Source organism: Neisseria sp. 74A18 (assembly GCF_001308005.1).
GTDB classification, from domain to species: Bacteria; Pseudomonadota; Gammaproteobacteria; order Burkholderiales; family Neisseriaceae; genus Neisseria; species Neisseria dumasiana.
In genome coordinates this window covers 1-20,106 of the sequence record NZ_LGZA01000009.1, presented here as the reverse complement: position 1 = coordinate 20,106, position 20,106 = coordinate 1, and the positions used below count along the sequence as shown (strand labels likewise).

General features: G+C 51.5%; 17 protein-coding genes and 1 pseudogene. 14 read left to right on the top strand and 4 right to left on the bottom strand.

The genetic code is table 11. The features are described 5' to 3' along the window. Nucleotides 1-266: 266 nt before the first annotated feature. The 5 genes from AKG43_RS04515 (at nucleotide 267) to AKG43_RS04495 (ending at nucleotide 7,218) form a co-directional block, all read left to right on the top strand. Complete coding sequence (locus AKG43_RS04515) at nucleotides 267-794, top strand: transposase (protein ID WP_054599381.1); 528 nt, start codon at nucleotides 267-269, stop codon at nucleotides 792-794. Nucleotides 795-1,245: 451 nt separating this feature from the next. Next, on the top strand, nucleotides 1,246-1,857 hold the full coding sequence (locus tag AKG43_RS04510; protein ID WP_054599380.1) for a hypothetical protein: 612 nt from the start codon (nucleotides 1,246-1,248) through the stop codon (nucleotides 1,855-1,857). A gap of 40 nt (nucleotides 1,858-1,897) precedes the next feature. After that, complete coding sequence (gene carB / locus AKG43_RS04505; RefSeq protein ID WP_054599379.1) at nucleotides 1,898-5,107, top strand: carbamoyl-phosphate synthase large subunit; 3,210 nt, start codon at nucleotides 1,898-1,900, stop codon at nucleotides 5,105-5,107. Nucleotides 5,108-5,401: 294 nt separating this feature from the next. Then, on the top strand, nucleotides 5,402-6,028 hold the full coding sequence (gene rsmG / locus AKG43_RS04500; protein ID WP_054599378.1) for a 16S rRNA (guanine(527)-N(7))-methyltransferase RsmG: 627 nt from the start codon (nucleotides 5,402-5,404) through the stop codon (nucleotides 6,026-6,028). Between the two features lie 551 nt (nucleotides 6,029-6,579). Next, on the top strand, nucleotides 6,580-7,218 hold the full coding sequence (locus AKG43_RS04495) for a hypothetical protein (protein ID WP_054599377.1): 639 nt from the start codon (nucleotides 6,580-6,582) through the stop codon (nucleotides 7,216-7,218). 140 nt (nucleotides 7,219-7,358) lie between these two features. Here the strand turns inward: AKG43_RS04495 and AKG43_RS04490 are convergent, their stop codons facing one another. Then, complete coding sequence (locus AKG43_RS04490) at nucleotides 7,359-7,904, bottom strand: porin family protein (RefSeq protein ID WP_054599376.1); 546 nt, start codon at nucleotides 7,902-7,904, stop codon at nucleotides 7,359-7,361. Nucleotides 7,905-8,458: 554 nt separating this feature from the next. Here AKG43_RS04490 and AKG43_RS04480 point away from each other — a divergent pair. Continuing rightward, on the top strand, nucleotides 8,459-9,601 hold the full coding sequence (locus AKG43_RS04480) for a class I SAM-dependent RNA methyltransferase (RefSeq protein WP_054599421.1): 1,143 nt from the start codon (nucleotides 8,459-8,461) through the stop codon (nucleotides 9,599-9,601). Nucleotides 9,602-9,690: 89 nt separating this feature from the next. On the opposite strand, the gene bioB is transcribed toward AKG43_RS04480, so the two are convergent. Beyond that, a complete protein-coding gene (bioB, locus tag AKG43_RS04475) occupies nucleotides 9,691-10,698 on the bottom strand; it encodes a biotin synthase BioB (protein ID WP_054599374.1) in 1,008 nt (335 codons plus the stop codon). Between the two features lie 382 nt (nucleotides 10,699-11,080). On the opposite strand from bioB, the gene AKG43_RS04470 reads away from it, so the two are divergent. From AKG43_RS04470 to AKG43_RS04435, 8 genes are all read left to right on the top strand, one after another. Next, entirely contained in the window at nucleotides 11,081-12,742 is a 1,662-nt protein-coding gene (locus tag AKG43_RS04470; RefSeq protein ID WP_004283973.1) for an ABC transporter substrate-binding protein, read from the top strand. A gap of 136 nt (nucleotides 12,743-12,878) precedes the next feature. Then, a complete protein-coding gene (gene oppB / locus AKG43_RS04465) occupies nucleotides 12,879-13,799 on the top strand; it encodes an oligopeptide ABC transporter permease OppB (RefSeq protein ID WP_054599420.1) in 921 nt (306 codons plus the stop codon). 89 nt (nucleotides 13,800-13,888) lie between these two features. After that, nucleotides 13,889-14,806: an oligopeptide ABC transporter permease OppC gene (oppC, locus tag AKG43_RS04460; protein ID WP_004283975.1), complete on the top strand. Its 918-nt coding sequence runs from the start codon at nucleotides 13,889-13,891 to the stop codon at nucleotides 14,804-14,806. Nucleotides 14,807-14,873: 67 nt separating this feature from the next. Next, on the top strand, nucleotides 14,874-15,860 hold the full coding sequence (oppD, locus tag AKG43_RS04455) for an oligopeptide ABC transporter ATP-binding protein OppD (protein ID WP_004286177.1): 987 nt from the start codon (nucleotides 14,874-14,876) through the stop codon (nucleotides 15,858-15,860). Beyond that, nucleotides 15,857-16,843: a murein tripeptide/oligopeptide ABC transporter ATP binding protein OppF gene (gene oppF / locus AKG43_RS04450; RefSeq protein WP_054599373.1), complete on the top strand. Its 987-nt coding sequence runs from the start codon at nucleotides 15,857-15,859 to the stop codon at nucleotides 16,841-16,843. The genes oppD and oppF overlap by 4 nt, the downstream gene beginning before the upstream one ends. Nucleotides 16,844-17,063: 220 nt before the next feature. Next, nucleotides 17,064-18,191, top strand: a complete 1,128-nt coding sequence (gene dnaJ, locus AKG43_RS04445; protein ID WP_054599372.1) for a molecular chaperone DnaJ — start codon at nucleotides 17,064-17,066, stop codon at nucleotides 18,189-18,191. 271 nt (nucleotides 18,192-18,462) lie between these two features. Beyond that, nucleotides 18,463-18,753: a hypothetical protein gene (locus tag AKG43_RS04440; RefSeq protein WP_054599371.1), complete on the top strand. Its 291-nt coding sequence runs from the start codon at nucleotides 18,463-18,465 to the stop codon at nucleotides 18,751-18,753. After that, entirely contained in the window at nucleotides 18,743-19,171 is a 429-nt protein-coding gene (locus AKG43_RS04435) for a hypothetical protein (RefSeq protein ID WP_054599370.1), read from the top strand. The genes AKG43_RS04440 and AKG43_RS04435 overlap by 11 nt, the downstream gene beginning before the upstream one ends. 76 nt (nucleotides 19,172-19,247) lie before the next feature. On the opposite strand, the pseudogene AKG43_RS13195 reads toward AKG43_RS04435, so the two are convergent. Together AKG43_RS13195 and AKG43_RS04425 are read right to left on the bottom strand one after the other, a co-directional pair. Then, nucleotides 19,248-19,579: pseudogene (locus AKG43_RS13195) on the bottom strand (transposase); the annotation flags it as partial. A 306-nt stretch (nucleotides 19,580-19,885) separates the two neighbouring features. Next, nucleotides 19,886-20,106 (bottom strand): helix-hairpin-helix domain-containing protein (locus AKG43_RS04425; protein ID WP_054599369.1); only part of this gene is annotated, 221 nt, incomplete at its 5' end.

Here is a 20,106-nt window from a genome sequence, read left to right as displayed (position 1 = left end):
AATTTTTCAGACGGCTTAACCAACAATCAGTAGGGTGTGCGCCAATGGCACGCATGCGGTGGTTAAAATTTTCAGTAGGAATAAAAAACGCGTGCGTGGCTACGCCCCACACCCTACACGCAGGCTACGCTTGCTGAACAACTTTTCAGACGGCTTATGCTTTTGGGCAGTCCCATATTTTTCGGTTACGATAGGATTTGCAGCCTTAAAATAGAACATTAACGTTGGATTGGCCGCTTGGAGTAAGCAAACAGGCAGGAATAAGAATGCGGTACCGTAGGGCGTTTAGTGCAGGTGGCAGCTACTTTTTTACGTTGGCCTTGCAAAACCGAAAAGCAGATTGGCTGATACGCCATATCGGCAATTTGCGTCAAGCATTTGCTGAAGTGAAGAAACGGCATCCGTTTGAGATAGTGGCCGTATGTATATTGCCCGACCATCTGCACCTAATCATGAGCTTGCCCGAGAACGACAGCGATTATCCGACCCGGTTGCGTTTAATCAAAGCCAAGTTTTCACGCACGTTGCCTAAAACGGAGCTGATCAGCCGGTCAAGGCAGGATAAAGGCGAGCGTGGCATTTGGCAGCGGCGTTATTGGGAACACCAAATCCGCGACGAGCGGGATTTGAATGCCCATATTGATTACATTCATTTCAACCCGGTCAAACACGGATATGTTGGGCGTGTGAGCGATTGGCCGTATTCATCGTTTCACCGTTATGTGCAAAAAGGCATTTTGCCCGCGGATTGGGCGGGGAACGGCATGGAAACAGAGGGCGATTTCGGCGAATAATTGCGGATTTTTGGTAGGTTGGGTTAGGCTGCAGGCCGTAACCCAACATTGAGCCCAAATAACCAAACATGGCAATGTTGGGTTTGCGCTTCGCTCCAACCCAACCTACGCTTGCTATATTGATTACATTCATTTCAACCCCGTTAAGCACGGATATGTAATGCGGGTAGCCGATTGGCCGTATTCATCGTTTCACCGTTATGTGGCACAAGGCATTTTGCCGGTGGATTGGGCGGGAAGCAGCATAGAAGCAGAGGGCGATTTCGGAGAGTGATTGGATTTGATGTAGGTTGGGTTGATAAACCCAACAAAAACCGTTGGATAAAAATACCGTAGGTTGGGTTAGGCCGCAGGCCGTAACCCAACATTAAGCCAAAATAATCAAACGTGGCAATGTTGGGTTTACGCTTCGCTTCAACCCAACCTACGCTTGCTTAGGATAGATTTATTTATGAAAAAATTAATTAATATGCTGATTGGAGTTAATGAATTAGTCAATGTCTGTGCAGAGAAATTTGTTTCTTTTTTAGAAGAGAAGATGCTTCATGCTAATAATAAAAAACAACAAGAAAACATATACTTTGCGAAATATCCTCGTACTTTTTTGGTTGCAATATCACTTTCCTTTATTTTCCTTATTTTTTTATTTTTGGATTTTTGGACAGGTAATATTGATAAATCAAGATTAGATACCTTTATTGTTGTAGCAAGTTTAATAAGCTTGATTATAAATAATATATCTAAATTATACAAAACTGAGTTTTTTGATGATTATATTGCACATTTGTTGAAATATATAGCTGGGAGTGTTTTAGTTTGGTTTTCCATTGGAATAATTTTGTTTTTATTTTCTATTATCATTCTTGCCATTATTCAACCATCTTATCTACCGCAATTTAATACAGCTTTTTTCCTTTCAATTATAATTACTGTTGTAATTGTGTTTTTAATAGCCTTTACCTTTTTAGTTTTGAGTAAAATTCTTCTGAATAAAAAGAATTTATTTTACGCAATATGGTGGATGCTTATTTTAGTTTTGTATGTAATAAAGATTTATACTTAGAAATTATTTTTTAGTTTGCTTTTAATTATAGAGAAAAACCATGCCCAAACGTACCGACCTAAAATCCATTCTAATCATCGGCGCCGGCCCCATTGTGATCGGCCAAGCCTGCGAGTTTGACTATTCCGGCGCGCAAGCGTGTAAGGCTTTGCGCGAGGAGGGCTATAAAGTCATTCTCGTCAATTCAAACCCCGCCACGATTATGACCGACCCTGAAATGGCCGATGTTACCTATATCGAGCCGATTATGTGGCAGACGGTGGAAAAGATTATCGCCAAAGAGCGCCCCGATGCGGTGTTGCCGACCATGGGCGGCCAAACGGCGCTGAACTGTGCGCTGGATTTGGCGCGCAACGGTGTGCTGGCGAAATACAATGTAGAGTTAATCGGCGCAACGGAAGATGCGATCGATAAAGCGGAAGACCGTGGCCGCTTTAAAGAGGCGATGGAAAAAATCGGCTTGCATTGCCCGAAATCTTTTGTGTGCCACACCATGAACGAAGCGTTGGCGGCGCAAGAGCAGGTAGGCTTTCCGACGCTGATCCGCCCGTCGTTTACCATGGGTGGTTCGGGCGGCGGCATTGCCTACAATAAAGACGAGTTTTTGGCGATTTGCGAACGCGGTTTCGATGCCTCGCCCACACATGAATTGCTGATTGAGCAATCGGTGCTGGGCTGGAAAGAGTATGAAATGGAGGTGGTGCGCGATAAAAACGACAACTGCATCATCATCTGCTCCATTGAAAACTTCGACCCGATGGGCGTGCATACCGGCGACTCGATTACGGTTGCGCCCGCGCAAACGCTTACCGACAAAGAATACCAAATCATGCGCAATGCTTCGCTGGCGGTGCTGCGCGAAATCGGCGTGGATACGGGCGGCTCGAACGTGCAGTTTGCCATCAACCCTGAAAACGGCGAGATGATTGTGATTGAGATGAACCCGCGCGTGAGCCGTTCTTCGGCGCTGGCTTCCAAAGCCACGGGCTTTCCGATTGCGAAAGTGGCGGCGAAACTGGCGGTGGGCTTCACGTTGGATGAATTGCGCAACGACATCACCGGCGGCCGCACGCCTGCGTCTTTCGAGCCTTCGATTGACTATGTGGTTACCAAAATCCCGCGTTTTGCGTTTGAGAAATTCCCCGCTGCCGACGACCGCCTGACCACACAAATGAAATCGGTGGGCGAAGTGATGGCGATGGGCCGCACGATTCAAGAATCGATGCAGAAAGCCCTGCGCGGTTTGGAAACCGGTTTGTGCGGCTTTAATCCGAAAACTACCGACAAGGCGGAAATCCGCCGCGAATTAGCCACCCCCGGCCCAGAGCGCATTCTGTATGTGGCCGATGCTTTCCGCGCCGGTTTCAGCAAGGAAGACATCCACGAAATTTGCGCGATCGATCCGTGGTTTTTGGCGCAAATCGAAGACTTGGTTCAAGAAGAGCAAAAAGTTTCAGACGGCCGTCTGAACGATTTGGACTACGCCACCCTGCGCTGCTTGAAACGCAAAGGCTTTTCCGACAAGCGTTTGGCACAATTGTTAAACGTGAGCGAAAAAGAAGTGCGCGAACACCGCTACGGCTTGAAGCTGCACCCCGTGTACAAGCGCGTGGACACTTGCGCGGCGGAATTCCAATCCGACACGGCTTACCTCTATTCCACTTACGAAGAAGAATGCGAAGCGAGGCCGTCTGAAAACAAAAAAGTGATGATTCTCGGCGGCGGCCCCAACCGCATCGGCCAAGGTATCGAGTTCGACTATTGCTGCGTACACGCCGCGCTGGCGCTGCGCGAATCGGGCTTTGAAACCATTATGGTGAACTGCAACCCCGAAACCGTTTCCACCGACTTCGACACTTCCGACCGCCTTTACTTCGAGCCGCTCACGCTGGAAGATGTGCTGGAAATCGTGCGCACTGAAAACCCGTGGGGCGTGATTGTGCATTACGGCGGCCAAACCCCGCTGAAACTGGCCAATGCTTTGGTGGAAAACGGCGTGAACATCATCGGCACGTCTGCCGATTCGATTGACGCCGCCGAAGACCGCGAACGCTTCCAAAAAGTGCTGAACGACCTCGGCCTGCGCCAACCGCCCAACCGCACCGCGCGCAACGAAGAAGAAGCGTTGGTGCTGGCCGAAGAAATCGGCTATCCGCTGGTGGTGCGCCCGTCTTATGTGTTGGGCGGCCGCGCCATGCAGGTGGTGCATTCTGCCGAACAGTTGCAGAAATACATGCGCGAAGCCGTGCAGGTTTCCGAAGACAGCCCCGTGCTGCTCGATTTCTTCTTAAACAATGCCATCGAAGTAGATGTGGATTGCGTTTCAGACGGCAAAGATGTGGTGATCGGCGGCATCATGCAGCACGTTGAGCAGGCCGGTATCCACTCGGGCGATTCGGGCTGCTCGCTGCCGCCATACTCGCTTTCCGAAGAGATTCAAGACGAAATCCGCCGCCAAACCAAAGCGATGGCTTATGCGCTGAACGTGGTCGGCCTGATGAACGTGCAATTTGCCGTGCAAGACGGCGTGGTGTTCGTGCTGGAAGTGAATCCGCGTGCCTCGCGTACCGTGCCGTTTGTTTCCAAAGCCACTTCCGTGCCGCTGGCTAAAGTGGGCGCGCGCGCGATGGCAGGCATCAGCCTGAAAGAGCAAGGCGTAGAAAAAGAAGTGGTTCCCGATTTCTATGCCGTGAAAGAGGCGGTGTTCCCGTTCATCAAATTCCCCGGCGTGGACACCATTCTCGGCCCCGAAATGCGCTCCACCGGCGAAGTAATGGGCGTGGGCGCAACCTTCGGCGAAGCCTACCTGAAAGCCCAACTCGGCGCGGGCGAACGTATGCCTGCCACCGGAAAAGTGTTTATAGCCGTGCGCGACGAAGACAAACCGTTAATCGTGAAAACCGCCAAAAACTTCCAAGCTCTGGGCTACGGCGTATGCGCCACCCGCGGCACCGCCGCTTATCTGCAAGAGCAAGGCGTAACCGTGCAAGTGGTGAACAAAGTGCCGGAAGGCCGCCCGCATATTGTGGATGCGATTAAAAACGGCGAAATCGCCTTAGTGGTCAACACCGTAGGCAGCGACGTGCAATCTGTGGCCGACAGCCACAGCATCCGCCGCACTTCGCTCACCCAGCGCGTGCCGCAATACACCACCGTGGCCGGCGGCGAAGCCATGAGCGAAGGCGTGAAAAGCATGAACGCCCTCGGTGTGTACAGCGTGCAGGAATTGCACGGAAGGTTGAAGAAGTAAACGGTTACCTTCAGTAGTCTGTTAAGGCCGTCTGAAAACACCAGCCATCGTTTTCAGACGGCCTTATATAGTCAAACGCTTTAATTTATAGTTAATCCACTTAAGTTTATTAACGTAAACCGTCGTGCCAGGGTCAAGCCCGAGTAAGACGAGCATACTATTTTTAAGTTGACCGACTATAACAGCCTGTTTTCGGATAAGATTGAGGCGCGTCGTTTGACCAAAATACCGCCGCAATGCTTTCTGGCGATACGCCCTTCGCTCGAGAAAAAAGATTAATCAGGATAATAAAAAATGGACAACAAACAAAAATTACAAGAAGGTTTGGCCAAGCTCGGCCTTGAGCTTTCCACCGCACAGCAATTATTGATGCTTGAATATGTTTCGCTGCTGAAAAAATGGAACAGCACCTACAACCTGACCGCCCTGCGCGACGAAAACACCATGATCAGCCATCATATTCTCGACAGTCTCACGCTGCTGCCTTATGTGAAAGAAGCCAAAACGCTGATGGACGTTGGCTCGGGCGGCGGTATGCCCGGCATTCCCACCGCCATTTGCCGCCCCGATTTGCAGATTACGCTGTTGGATTCCAACACAAAAAAAACCACGTTTTTGCAGCAAGCGGTTATCGAGTTGGGTTTGAACAATGTTACCGTTGCCAGCGGGCGCGTAGAAGCGATGCACGATAAGAAAGTCGATGTGGTAACCAGCCGTGCCTTTGCCGAGCTGGCAGACTTTATCGCGCTAACCAAACATTTGTTGAACGAAAACGGTTATTGGGCGGCAATGAAAGGCGTGTATCCCTACGAAGAATTGGAACATGTGCCTGCCAATGTGGAAGTGGTGCGCGTAGACAAACTCGACGTGCCTCAGCTTGATGCCGAGCGTCATATGGTGGTGATGAAGCCCAAGAAATAAGGCTGCCGGCAAGCAAACCGACAACCTGTTTTTAAAATATTAAAACGGCCGAACGCTTTTTATTATCGATATAAAAAGCCCGGCCGTTTTTGCATACCTTATCTTCCACCGTTGATTGCGTTTATCAAAAACCATACCATTTATACGGATTCTCAACCTTTGTTCAAAAATATCCGGTTGCCGTGCCGAGTTGGTTTAGTATTTTTATGCTTTCGTTATTCGCCACACGCATCCACCCAAAGCAAACAGCGTGGTGAATAAACGGCATCACAATTTCAAGAATGTGCTTTCAGCCACATCGTTCAAGCGTCTCTCATTTCTTTTTGCAACAAATAAACTGCTTTTTTCAGGCCGCATTGCCGTGCCGCCGAAACCGGTTTATCGGATTCTATTGATTCACATATAAACAGCGCCACACTGCCCCGATCAGGCCAATCGGATTCGGCCGGGTTTGCATTTCATCCGCAGCGGGAAAGCGGATATAGCAAATAAACTTATTTTCGATGCAAGGGGCAGTACAACAAGGCGCGGCTTTCATAGGGAGACTGCTTATGCAGCTATACGTTATCACCGCTCTGGTATTTGTGCATTTCGTGCTTGCTGCGGCATTGTTGTTCCGCGTGCTGCACACCGATTATCTCGTGCTGAAAAATTATCACGCCCCGCTCGGCCGCGATTTGTTCGACTACATTGCCGAAACCCGTAAATTTGTGTGGCCGGGTTTGGCAGGCTTGGTGGCCAGCGGTGCGCTTTTGGTTATAAACGGGGTGGCGACCGTTCCCGAATATATGAACAACCCCAAGTTGTGGGTTAAATTTCTCTGCGTTGCAGCGCTGGCGGCCAACGGATGGTGGGTTCACCGCCTCAGCCGCCGCATTACTCCCGCTACCGCGCCGGCACAACTACCTTGCGCTTTGTCGATTCAGCTTTCTATCGCCGGAGCCGTCAATTCGGCAAGCTGGCTTTTTATCTGTTGGCTGGGCATTGCCCGCTCTTGGAACAAAGTTGTGCTGTTTGAAGACGTGTTGGCCCATTACGGCTTGGTGCTGCTGCTGGCCGTCTGCCTGAGCATGGCGGTAAACATCCGTTTCACACAGGATCAAAACCGTCGGCAACCGCATAAAACGCCTGTAAACAACCCGCCCATCCAAAACGCTTCGGCACAACATTCCGAGCCGCCCCGCCGCTAGATATTGTATACACCTAACTTTTACTATGGCGTTGCTGCCTTGCATTAAAAATGTGTTGATTGACTATATAAAACCCGAAAGGCCGTCTGAAATGTTTTCAGACGGCCTTTCGGGTTTAAGCAATCAGAGCTTGCACAGGCTTAGAAACGGTAGCCCACGGTAGCCATATAGCTGTTGTTTTTGATTTTGTTGCCGGCGCGTTTGAAGCGGGTTTGCTCCCACTCGCCGCCCACTTCTACGTTAGGCGCTACGGCATATTTCAAACCGGTACCGTAGCCGACACCGTGCATGGTGTTCTCGCCCATGCCTTTGAATTTACCGTAGTGGTAGCCGACTTTGCCGTATACCATGGCTTCAGGCACGAAACGGTAGCCGTGCACATAAGAAGCAGAAACATTGGTTTTTTGTTTGATTTTGCCGGCTTTGGTTTCGCCTACAGTACGGTTAATCGGTTTTACAGCCAATTCCGCGCCGCCGATCCAGTTGCTGGCACCGTATTCGACATTGTAGTTACCGCGGATGGCCATATCGGCTCTGTGTTTTTCATCGAAATGACCGTTTTTAACGTCACCTTTGCTTACGCCTGCGCCGATTTCCACAGCCGGGCCTACGAAGGTTGATGAAGGTTGGGCAGATACCGCGGCGGCAGAACCCAAAGCCAAAACAGTCAATAACACTTTTTTCATTTTCATACTCCTATCGGGATTTTATTCGGGGGAACACAACTGCGCGTTCCATGCGCTAAAGTATTGTGTTTATATGACTGCTTCACAAGGGCGGCGTTGGGTGAATTACACGATTTCTCATGAACTTAACATTTGTAATGTAAAGATTTTTCGGCATTTTTTCAGAGCCTTGCCTTTTTTCAGACGGCCTGCATAGAGCAAATGCACTCCGCCAACAGGCTGAAACTACGGCAGAAAACAGCGCAGCGTTTTCACATTATGTCCTGTTTGGCCGTAACATTGCGGCCGTCTGAATACGCCTTAAGCGACGGTTTCAGCCCCAACCGGCTTTACACTCGCATAGTGTGGTTTTTTGTGCCGTTTCGTCTCATCGACTGTTTTAACCGCCGCCGTTTCGCGCTATTTACCAGCTATTTTATGCTTGCCATCAAGCAAGCATCCGAAGAGGCCGTCTGAAATAATCCGACGGCCTACCCCATACCCCGCTATAATCCACACCATCTATTCACCAAGGCATTCAGACGGCCTGAATGCTTCTTCACAAAGAAAGTGCCATGACCCGATATTCCCTCTTTATTACCTGCCCGCGCGGTTTGGAAACCGTATTGTCTCAAGAATTGGCCGCACAAGGCTGCACGCAGATTGAAGCGACCGACGGCGGCGTTGCCTGCAAAGGCACGTTGGAACACGTTTACCGCATCAACCTGCATTCGCGCACCGCCAGCCGCGTGCTGCTGCAACTGACCAAAGGCAGCTACCGCAACGAAAACGACATCTACACACTCGCCCGCAATATCCGCTGGACAAACTGGTTTGCGCTGGAGCAGACCTTCAAAGTGAAAGTGGAAGGCAAGCGCGCGCGGGTGAAGAGCCTTGATTTTGTCGGCCTGAAAATCAAAGATGCCCTGTGCGACGCGTTCCGCGAAGCCTGCAACGCCCGCCCGAGCGTGGGCAAAGTGCAGCCCGACGTGCGCATTCACGCCTTTATCAACGACAAAACCGTGCAGATTTTTATCGACACCAGCGGCGAAGCCTTGTTCAAACGCGGCTACCGTCAAGAAACCGGCGAAGCGCCATTGCGCGAAAATCTGGCCGCCGGTTTGCTGCTGCTGGCCGGTTACGACGGCACGCAGCCGTTTCAAGACCCGTTTTGCGGCAGCGGCACGATTGCCATCGAAGCGGCATGGATAGCCACCCGCCGCGCCCCCGGCCTGATGCGCCGTTTCGGATTTGAAAAACTGCAAGGGTTCGATAAAACACTATGGGAAAAAATCCGCCGCGAAGCCGAGCAGCAAATCCAGTTTCAGACGGCCTCTGCCATCGGCGGCAGCGACAACGACCGCCACATGATACGCACCGCCATTGCCAACGCGCAGGCGGCGGAAGTAGACGACATCATCCGCTGGGAAGTGAAAGACGTGCAATCCGTGCGCCCCAACGGTGAAAACGGCATCATGATTTCGAACCCGCCCTACGGCGTGCGCTTGGCCGAAGTGCAGGCATTGCAGGCTCTGTATCCGCAACTGGGCACTTGGCTGAAGCAGCATTACGCAGGCTGGCTGGTGGGCATGTTCACCGGCGACCGCGACATGCCGAAGTTCATGCGCCTTTCGCCCAAACGCAAAGTGCCGCTGTATAACGGCAATCTCGATTGCCGATTGTTTTTGATGGATATGGTGCAAGGCTCGAACCGTTAAGCGGCTCGGAACGCGGAAAAAGAGAAGATAAGAGGCCGTCTGAACGTTTCAGACGGCCTCTTTATATATGAAGCAAACAGTACAACAGACTAAGCATCAGCCTGATGCTGCAACGGATACAAATCCAGTTTTTCCATTAACACGCGGTCGCCGTCTTCTTCGGGGTTTTCGGTGGTGAGCAGTTTGTCGCCGTAGAAAATCGAGTTCGCGCCCGCCATAAAACACATGGCCTGCATGGCTTCGGGCATATTGCTGCGGCCGGCCGACAGGCGGACGTAGCTTTTCGGCATGGTGATGCGGGCGACGGCGATGGTGCGCACGAATTCCGTCCAGTCCAAATCTTCGGCATCTGCGAGCGGCGTGCCTTCCACTTTTACCAATTGGTTAATCGGCACGCTTTCGGGCTGTGGGTCGAGGTTGGCGAGGCTGGCGATTAAACCTGCGCGTTCGGGGCGGGTTTCGTTCATGCCCACGATGCCGCCGCAGCACACTTTCAAACCTGCGCCGCGCACTTTGCCCAGCGTGTCCATGCGGTCTTCGTGTTGGCGGGTGTGGATGATGTCGTTGTAGCGGTCGGGGTCGGTGTCGAGGTTGTGGTTGTAGTAGTCGAGACCGGCGTTTTTCAAATCTTCGGCCATGCCGTCTTCGAGCATGCCGAAAGTGCCGCAGGTTTCCAAACCCAAGCCTTTGACGGCTTTGATGATTTCCGACACGGTTTCTACGTCTTTCGGTTTGGGGCCGCGCCACGCCGCACCCATGCAGAAACGGCTGGCGCCGCGCGATTTGGCGATTTTGGCTTTTTCGAGGATTTCTTCCACGTCCATCATTTTGGCTTTTTCGAGGCCGGTGTTGTAGTGCGCCGATTGCGGGCAGTATTCGCAGTCTTCGGGGCAGCCGCCGGTTTTGATGGAAAGCAGGGTAGAAAGTTGGACTTCTTGCGGATTGAAGTGTTCGCGGTGGATGGCGGCGGCTTTGTAAACCAAATCCAAAAACGGCATTTCAAACAGTTCTTCAACTTGGCATTTGCGCCAGTATTGGGCGGTAGCATGGGGCTTGCGCTCGGTTTGGCGGCGCAAGGCTACGGGGGATACGGTCATATCGTGTCTTTCTTTATCGGGTTTCGCAGCGGCGCAATGACGCTGACGTGCAAAACTGCAAGCACAATGTTTGCAGCAGCGGTTTGCCTGTTGATGCCGTCTGAAACGGCTTAAATATTTTCAGACGGCATCGGCAGTGCGGGCAGTTTAACGGGAATATTCTGCCGCTTCAACAGCTTCTGTCGGGAAGATGATGATGCAGGCAGGCGGGTTGCACCGTTTGTAACAAGCGGTTTTGCGGCGGGCGCATTCGTGTAAAGAAGCCGTATTGTTAACAATGTTAACGTAAAATTTTTCTTGACAGCTTTACTTAAATTAAAAAAAATAGACCCGATTGAAAAGTTTTATTGATTAAAACCAATTGAATTAAAAGGAGAACAATATGAAAGAACACACCTTTTTTCAGCAAAAAGCCCTGCTGTTGGCCGTAGCCACCGCTTTCGGATTGGCAGCTTGCGGCGGAGGAAACAGCGCGGAGAATAACCAAAATACCGCGCCCGTTTCCACCGAGGCGGCTGAAAAACAAGAAATCGTCATCAACAACGGTGCCGAGCCCGAATCGCTGGATCCGCACAAAGTATCGGGCGTACCCGAATCGGGTATTCTGCGCCAAATTTTAGTCGGCCTCACTTCTACCGATAACGACGGCAACACCGTTCCGGGCATGGCGGAAAAATGGGAAAGTGCCGATAACAAAGTATGGAAATTTACCCTGCGTGATGCCAAATGGAGCAACGGCGACCCTGTTACCGCCGAAGATTTCGCATATAGCTTCCGCCGCGTTACCGACCCGGCCACCGCATCGCCTTATGCCAGCTATCTGGCTGATGCCAAAGTTCTGAATGCCGCCAAAATCATCGAAGGCAAAGCCAAGCCCGACAGCTTGGGCGTGAAAGCCGTGGATGCGAAAACGCTGGAAATCACGCTGGAAGAGCCGGTGCCTTACTTCCCCGACATGCTGATTCACACTTCTGTGAAGCCCGTGCATAAAGCCACGGTGGAAAAATTCGGCGACAAATGGACTTCTCCCGCCAATATCGTGGTAAACGGCCCCTACACCGTGAAAACGTGGGACGTAAACAGCCAAATCGTGTTGGAACGCAACCCGAATTATTTCGACGATGCCAACACCACCATCACCAAAGCCACCCTGCTGCCGATTTCTTCGCCACCTACCGATATGAGCCGCTTCAAAGCGGGCGAAGTGGACGTAACGTATAACGACATTCCGACCGAACAATTCAAATCGTTGCAGCAAGAGATGGGCGGCCAGATGAAAGTTGCCCCCTATCTGTGCAGCTATTACTACGAGTTCAACCACACCAAACCGCCGTTTAACGATGTGAAAGTGCGTAAGGCGCTGCAACTTACTTTAGACCGCGAAACCATGGTAGATAAAGTGATCGGGCGCGGAGAAACGGCCGCCTACCAATTCACGCCGCCTGCCGCCCAAGGCATGAAGGAATTTGTGCCGGAATGGAAATCGTGGGATAAGGCCAAACGCATCGAAGAAGCGAAAAAACTGCTGGCCGAAGCCGGTTACAGCGAGTCTAAGCCTTTGAATTTCGAGCTGCTCTACAACACCAACGAAAACCACAAGAAAAATGCCGTGGCCGCTGCCGCATTGTGGAAAGAGGCATTGGGTTTTGTGAATGTGAATCTGGTGAACCAAGAGTGGAAAACCTATCTCGATACCCGCCGCAACCAAAAACACCAAATGGCGCGCGGCGGCTGGTGTGCCGACTACAACGAAGCTTCAACTTTCCTGAACACGTTTAAGTCTGACAACAGCAGCAACTACGGCAAATATCAAAGTGCCGAATTCGACAATCTGATACTGAAAACGCTCAGCGGCGATGTAACGCCCGAGCAACGCGGCGAGCTGTACAGCCAAGCCGAAGCCGTGATGGATAAAGATGCGGCAACCATTTTCGTTTTCCACTATGTAAATGCCCGTTTGGTGAAACCTTATGTTGACGGCTATTCAACCAAAGACCCGATGGACAACTGGCAAATCAAAAACTGGAAAATCCTGAAACACTAAAACCGAAAAAGGCCGTCTGAAAACAAGTTTGTTTGTTTTCAGACGGCCTTTGCCTGAAAAGCACGTTTATCTACAACAACCACAGGCCGTCTGAAACGGCAGGGCCGAAAGTACAAACCACCGTTAGAGTTTGCTTATGTTGAAATTCATCATCAGGCGCGTGTTGGAAGCCATACCCACGCTGCTGGTTCTGATTACCGTATCGTTTTTCATGATGCGTTTGGCTCCAGGCAGCCCGTTTACCGGCGAGCGCAACCTGCCGCCCGCGGTGCTGGCGAACATCGAAGCCAAATACCATCTCAACGACCCCATCTGGCTGCAATACCTCAATTATCTGAAACAACTGGCGCACGGTGATTTCGGGCCGTCGTTCAAATACAAAGACTACACCGTTAACGAGCTGCTCTCGCAAGCCTTTCCCGTGTCGCTCGAAATCGGCCTGTACGCCTTTATTATCGCGCTGGTTGTCGGCGTGCTGCTCGGCGTGCTGGCGGCCTTGAAGCAAAATTCATGGCTCGACTACCTCACCATGGGCGTGGCCATGACGGGCGTGGTGATTCCCAGCTTTGTGAAAGCACCGCTGCTGGTGTTGATTTTTGCCATCTGGCTCAAATGGTTGCCCGCCGGCGGCTGGAACGACGGAGCCGTGAGCAATCTGGTACTGCCGGTGGCGGCGTTGGCGATTGCCTATATTTCGAGCATTGCACGGATTATGCGCGGCTCGATGATCGAAGTGATGAACAGCCCGTTTATCCGCACCGCCCGCGCCAAAGGGCTGCCTACCCGCTATATCGTATGGAAACACGCCCTGCGCCCCGCCATGCTGCCGGTGATTTCTTATCTCGGCCCGGCGTTTGTGGGCATCATCACCGGCTCGATTGTGATTGAAACCATTTTCGGCCTGCCCGGTATCGGCCAGCTTTTTGTGAACGGCGCACTCAACCGCGATTACGGCATGGTGTTGAGCCTGACCATTCTCGTGGGCGTACTCACGGTTGTGTTCAACGCCGTGGTCGATATTCTGTATGCGGTGATTGATCCGAAAATCCGTTATTGATTCGAGAGGCCGTCTGAAAACAGCATAAAGGTTTTCAGACGGCCTGATGTGTTGTTCTATTCAATAAAAAAACCATAAGGCACACAACCATGATGGTAAGTAAAAAACAGGCAGCCGCATTAGCCGCCGCCTTGGAAGACCAAAACCTGCCCGATGTAAAAGGCCGCAGCCTGTGGCAGGACGCATGGCGGCGTTTCCGCCATAACCGCGCCGCGCTGGCAAGCGGACTGGTGTTGCTGCTGATCTGCCTGTTCGTATTGATTGCGCCGCTTGTTGCGCCTTACGACTATGCCCACACCGACTGGGGCGCGATGCAGATGCCGCCCGAATGGGCCAACAAACACTATTTCGGCACCGACTCGCTCGGGCGCGACCTGTTTACCCGCGTGGCCGTGGGCGGACGCATTTCGTTGATGGTGGGCGTGGCCGGTGCGCTGGTGGCCGTCATTATCGGCGTGGTGTACGGCGCGGTGTCGGGCTTTTTCGGTGGCAAAACCGATATGCTGATGATGCGTTTCTTAGAGATTCTGAACGCGTTTCCGTTTATGTTTTTTGTGATTCTGCTGGTTACGTTTTTCGGCCGCAATCTGGCGTTTATCTTCGTGGCCATCGGCATGGTGTCGTGGCTCGACGTGGCGCGGATCGTGCGCGGCCAAACCTTGAGCCTGAAACGTAAAGAATTTATCGAAGCCGCCCATGTGTGCGGCGTATCCAACCGCCACATCGTGTTCCGCCACATCGTGCCCAACGTGCTGGGCGTAGTGGTGGTTTACGCCTCGCTGCTGGTGCCGGGCATGATTCTGTTTGAATCGTTTTTAAGTTTCTTGGGCTTGGGCGTGCAAGAGCCGATGACAAGCTGGGGCGCGATGCTGCAAGACGGCGCGAACACCATGCAGATTGCGCCGTGGCAGCTGCTCGTGCCTGCCGTGTTTTTGGTGGTTACGCTGTTCTGCTTCAACTTCATCGGCGACGGCCTGCGCGACGCGTTAGACCCGAAAGACAGATAAATCCAAGAAAAATCAATATTTTCAGACGGCCTCTTGATGCTTGAGGCCGTCTGAAAAGGAAAAAACAATGAGCACACCCTTACTGCAAGTAAAAGACCTCGAAGTCCGCTTCAAAACCGAAGACGGCCTCGTTACCGCGGTCAACAAACTCAATTTCGATCTGCACGAAGGCGAAACGCTGGGCATCGTCGGCGAATCCGGCTCCGGCAAATCGCAAACCGCCTTCGCCATCATGGGATTGCTGGCTAAAAACGGCCAAACCTCAGGTTCGGCACTGTTTAACGGCCGCGAAATCCTCGGCCTGCCCGTTAAAGAGCTGAATAAAATCCGCGCCGAGCAAATCGCCATGATTTTCCAAGACCCGATGACCTCGCTCAACCCCTATATGCGCGTGGGCGACCAGCTTAGCGAAGTGCTGCGCCTGCACAAAGGCATGGGCAAAAGCGAAGCATGGGCCGAATCCGTGCGCATGCTCGAAGCCGTGAAAATCCCCGAAGCCAAAAAACGCATCGGCATGTATCCGCACGAATTTTCAGGCGGCATGCGCCAGCGCGTGATGATTGCCATGGCCTTGTTGTGCCGCCCCAAACTTTTGATTGCCGACGAACCCACCACCGCGCTCGACGTTACCGTGCAGGCGCAAATCATGGCGTTGCTCAATGATTTGAAACGCGATTTCGGCACCACCATCATCATGATTACCCACGATTTAGGCGTGGTTGCCGGCATTTGCGACCAAGTGTTGGTGATGTATGCCGGCCGCACCATGGAATACGGCAAAGTGGACGACATCTTCTACCGCCCCAGCCACCCCTACACTATCGGCCTGCTCGGTGCGGTGCCGCGCATGGACGAAACCGCCGACATCCTGTCCACCATTCCCGGCAACCCACCCAACCTCACCAGCCTGCCGCCCGGCTGCCCCTTCCAAAACCGCTGCCTGCACGTCGAAGACATCTGCCGCCGCGAAGCACCGGCATTAGAAATCCTGCACGACCACCGCAAACGCGCCTGCCACAGGCCGTCTGAATATTTACAGGGAGCACAGGCATGAGCGAAACCCTATTATCCGTACGCGACTTACACGTTACCTTCGACGTTAAAGCCGACAACGCTTGGTTTTGGCAAAAACCCGCCACCTTAAAAGCCGTCAACGGCGTATCGTTCGACCTTCAAGCCGGCGAAACACTCGGTGTCGTCGGCGAATCCGGCTGCGGCAAATCCACTCTTGCCCGCGCCATCATCGGCCTCGTCAAAGCCAAAAGCGGCAACATCATCTGGCAGGGCGAAGACTTAACCGCACTTTCCCCCGCCGCCATGCGCCTGAAACGCCGTGAAATCCAAATGATTTTCCAAGACCCGCTGGCCTCGCTCAACCCGCGCATGACCGTGGGCGACATCATCGCCGAGCCGCTGAAAACCTTTTACCCCAAGCTCAAAAAAGCCGACATCGAACACCAGGTCAAAGACATGATGGCCAAAGTCGGCCTGCTGCCCAACCTCATCAACCGCTACCCGCACGAATTTTCAGGCGGCCAATGCCAACGCATCGGCATCGCCCGCGCGCTGATACTCAAGCCCAAGCTGATTATTTGCGACGAACCCGTTTCCGCACTCGACGTATCCATTCAGGCGCAAGTCGTCAACCTATTGAAAGAAGTGCAAAAAGAAATGGGGCTGACCCTGATTTTCATCGCCCACGATTTATCGGTAGTCAAACACATTTCCGACCGCGTGCTGGTGATGTATCTGGGCAACGCCATCGAACTCGGCACCGATCACGAAGTGTACGGCAACCCCGCCCACCCCTACACCCGCGCCCTAATGTCTGCCGCACCGCTGCCCGACCCCGAAGCCGAGCGCAGCAAAACCATCCAACTTCTGCCCGGCGACCTGCCCAGCCCCATCAACCCGCCCAGCGGCTGTGTATTCCGTACCCGCTGCCCGCAGGCCGACAACGGCTGCGCCGAAACCAAACCTGTACTGCAAGACACATCCACCCATACCGTAGCCTGTTTGAAAACCACAACCTGTTAAAAACCGCTATACGGCGTAAAACCCTTATCGAGGCCGTCTGAAAACTTTTCAGACGGCCTCGATCCTATTGAAGCCCAAAAGAGCCAGACAAAACCGTATAAAAACTCATCACGCAAAAAGATGGCTTAAAGATACACTTTTAACCCGTTGCCACTCTTGAGTTTTCGCAAGCCGCCCCTATCTATACGCCAATTTTCACATACCCTTACCAACAAAGATTATGAGCAGCAAAGACTTCTACGAAACCCTCGGCGTAGCCCGTAGTGCAAGCGATGACGAAATCAAAAAAGCCTACCGCAAACTCGCCATGAAATACCACCCCGACCGCAACCCCGGCAACGCCGAAGCGGAGGAAAAATTTAAAGAAATCCAAAAAGCCTACGATATTTTGTCCGACAAACAAAAACGCAGCGCATATGACCAATACGGCCATGCCGGCGTCGATCCCAATATGGGCGGCGGATTCGGCGGTGGTTTTGGCGGATTCGGCGGCGCGCAAGGCTTCGACTTCGGCGACATTTTCAGCCAAATGTTCGGCGGTGCGGCAGGAGGCCGTCAGCCCAACTATCAGGGCGCAGACCTCCAATACGCCGTAGAAATCACACTCGAAGAAGCCGCCAAAGGCATCAAAAAACGCATCACCATTCCCACTTACGAAGAGTGTGATGTCTGCCACGGCAGCGGCGCCAAACCCGGCACCTCGGCAACCACCTGCTCCACCTGTCACGGCACAGGCACCATCCATGTGCGCCAAGCCATTTTCCAGATGCAGCAAACCTGCCCCACCTGTCACGGCACAGGCAAAGAAATCAAAGACCCTTGCGTCAAATGCCGTGGCGAAGGCCGCGTAAAAACCACCAAAACGGTTGAAGTCAACATCCCTGCCGGTATCGACGACGGCCAACGCATCCGTCTCAGCGGAGAAGGCGAACCGGGTATGCACGGCGCACCCAGCGGCGATTTATACGTTGTCGTTCATGTGAAAGAACACAAAACCTTCGAGCGCAACGGCTTGGATCTGCACTGCGAAATGCCCATCAGCTTTGCCATTGCCGCACTCGGCGGCGAAGTGGAAGTGCCCACGCTCGACGGCAAAGTCAAACTGAGCATTCCGAAAGAAACCCAAACCGGCCGCCGTATGCGTGTCAAAGGCAAGGGCATCAAATCACTGCGCTCCAGCGCCGTAGGCGACCTCTATTGCCATGTGGTTGTGGAAACCCCCGTCAATCTCACTGACCGCCAAAAAGAGCTGTTGGAAGAATTTGAAAAAATCTCCACCGGCATGGAACGCTCGCAAACACCGCGTCAAAAATCATTCTTCGACAAAGTGCGCGATATTTTCGATTAAGCGTCTCCCAAGCATACGCCATTTCAGACAGCCTCCAGCCAATGAAAATCCCCTGTCAAGCGACAGGGGATTTTTAATCAATCAATTGGAAGAGACCTTTGCCCTTCCCAAATGTAGATACAATTCAAGGCGTATGGTCAATCAACTTAAAAACGCATACATCAATCATGCTTGGACATTGAGCCGAGCATAATGCAATTGTTATTAAAATTAAGTAGTTTTATTATATGCCAAACTCACCGCGTGCACGGTTTTTGTAACCGGTAGAAATGTGAATGCAGCTGCCCAAACAGTGGAAATAGCTATCGAAAATAATCTGTTTGGCGGTCTTATGGCAGCCATAAAGCAAAACAAGATACCGAGAAGCAATTTAAACAAACTTGTGGTTCCATGTCTGTTAATCCTTTTTTCTCAAAACACGGTTCTAAAATCTTTATGGACAGGTCAATGCAGCAAAGGAGTGGGGTATAAGGCTGGTTCTACTAGATTTGGATATTTAATTAAGTTAAGTAAGATGTGTTTAGATTTGAATGGCAAAAAGGTAATCATTAATGAAATCTGATTTAAAAAATGAATATTATTATAATCAAGAACTTACATATGCAAAATGTTATCAAAAAACTAGTTTTTTCAGTAAGGTATGTACTATTATTTTTGTATTGCTCTGGGCACTGATATTTTTACCTGGAATTTTAGGATTTGAAATTAATAAAAAAACTGAATCTGTTCTTCTCTGGAGTACAGGAGCAATAACTTTTTTAGGATCTATTAGCACATTAATATTCGCCCGATGCCCCAAATGCAAAAAAGTTCAGCCTGCAGGTTATGGGGGCGCAGAAGTGGGTAACGGAGTTGGCTTATCCTATACCAAGGGGTTCACACCTTTTAGGAAACGCTGCTATTACTGTGGAACATATTTGTCTGTCAAGCAGCTGGAAAAAGACAAATTAAAGCAGCTAAATGACTCTGAACAAGAATAAATCAGATTAAAAATCCAGTCTCCAAGGCCGTCTGAAAATGATTACAAGTGTTTTCAGACGGCCTTAGATTCAAATCTCAAGTGCGACACTCAGACAGTAAAGCTTTGAACTGGTTTAAGAATAAAACACTTGGCCTTTCGTAGCCAAGTGTTTTTCTTTACTGATGATTCAACTCATCTTGAACCTTGCGTATTTCCTGATGGCTGATGTTGCGGGAATCCGTTTATATGAGAAGTATTGGCGAATAAGTCCGTTGGTGTTTTCATTCAACGCCTTTTCCCAAGAACGGTGAGGGCGATAAAAATAAATTTTCTTCACCAATGCTGTGGCTATTCGGGTGTACCTGTAGAGTTCCTTTCTGTTCGGCAATACTGCTAAATTCGTGTGAATGGCGTTGTAACGCAAAGCAAAATACTTACTGTAGTTAATACGGAAATGGCTGAATTCGCCCATATCCAACTTTAAACCTTTGCTTCCGGGTATTCCGCCACAGGTTGCCCCCTCCCCGCCCAAGCCCCATTTGCCCGATTTAACCAATCCGCCGTTGGTTCGGCAACTGCGCAGGCAGGCCAACTTCCAGCCAATCAATATCCCCAAGCCGATGCCCGGCTCAGGAAACGTTTCCTCAAACCCAAATACCGTCTTCATCCGCAAGGCTGCCCTATCGTCCATTTGGGTGAAGACGGGTTTTCAGAGTCTTACCATCGCCGGTGCTTATTTACCCTTAATTGCCGGAACGGCTTTGTCGGTTTTCTTCCTGGCTCCGCCGTTCACCGTCGCCTCATCGCGCAGCTTCGCTAAAACACCTTCGCCGATACCCTTCACGTTCTTCAAATCGTCCACACTCTTGAACTGGCCGTTGTGCTGACGGTAGGCCACAATCGCCGCCGCCTTCGACGGGCCGATACCCGGCAGAGCCTTCAACTCCTCCTCCG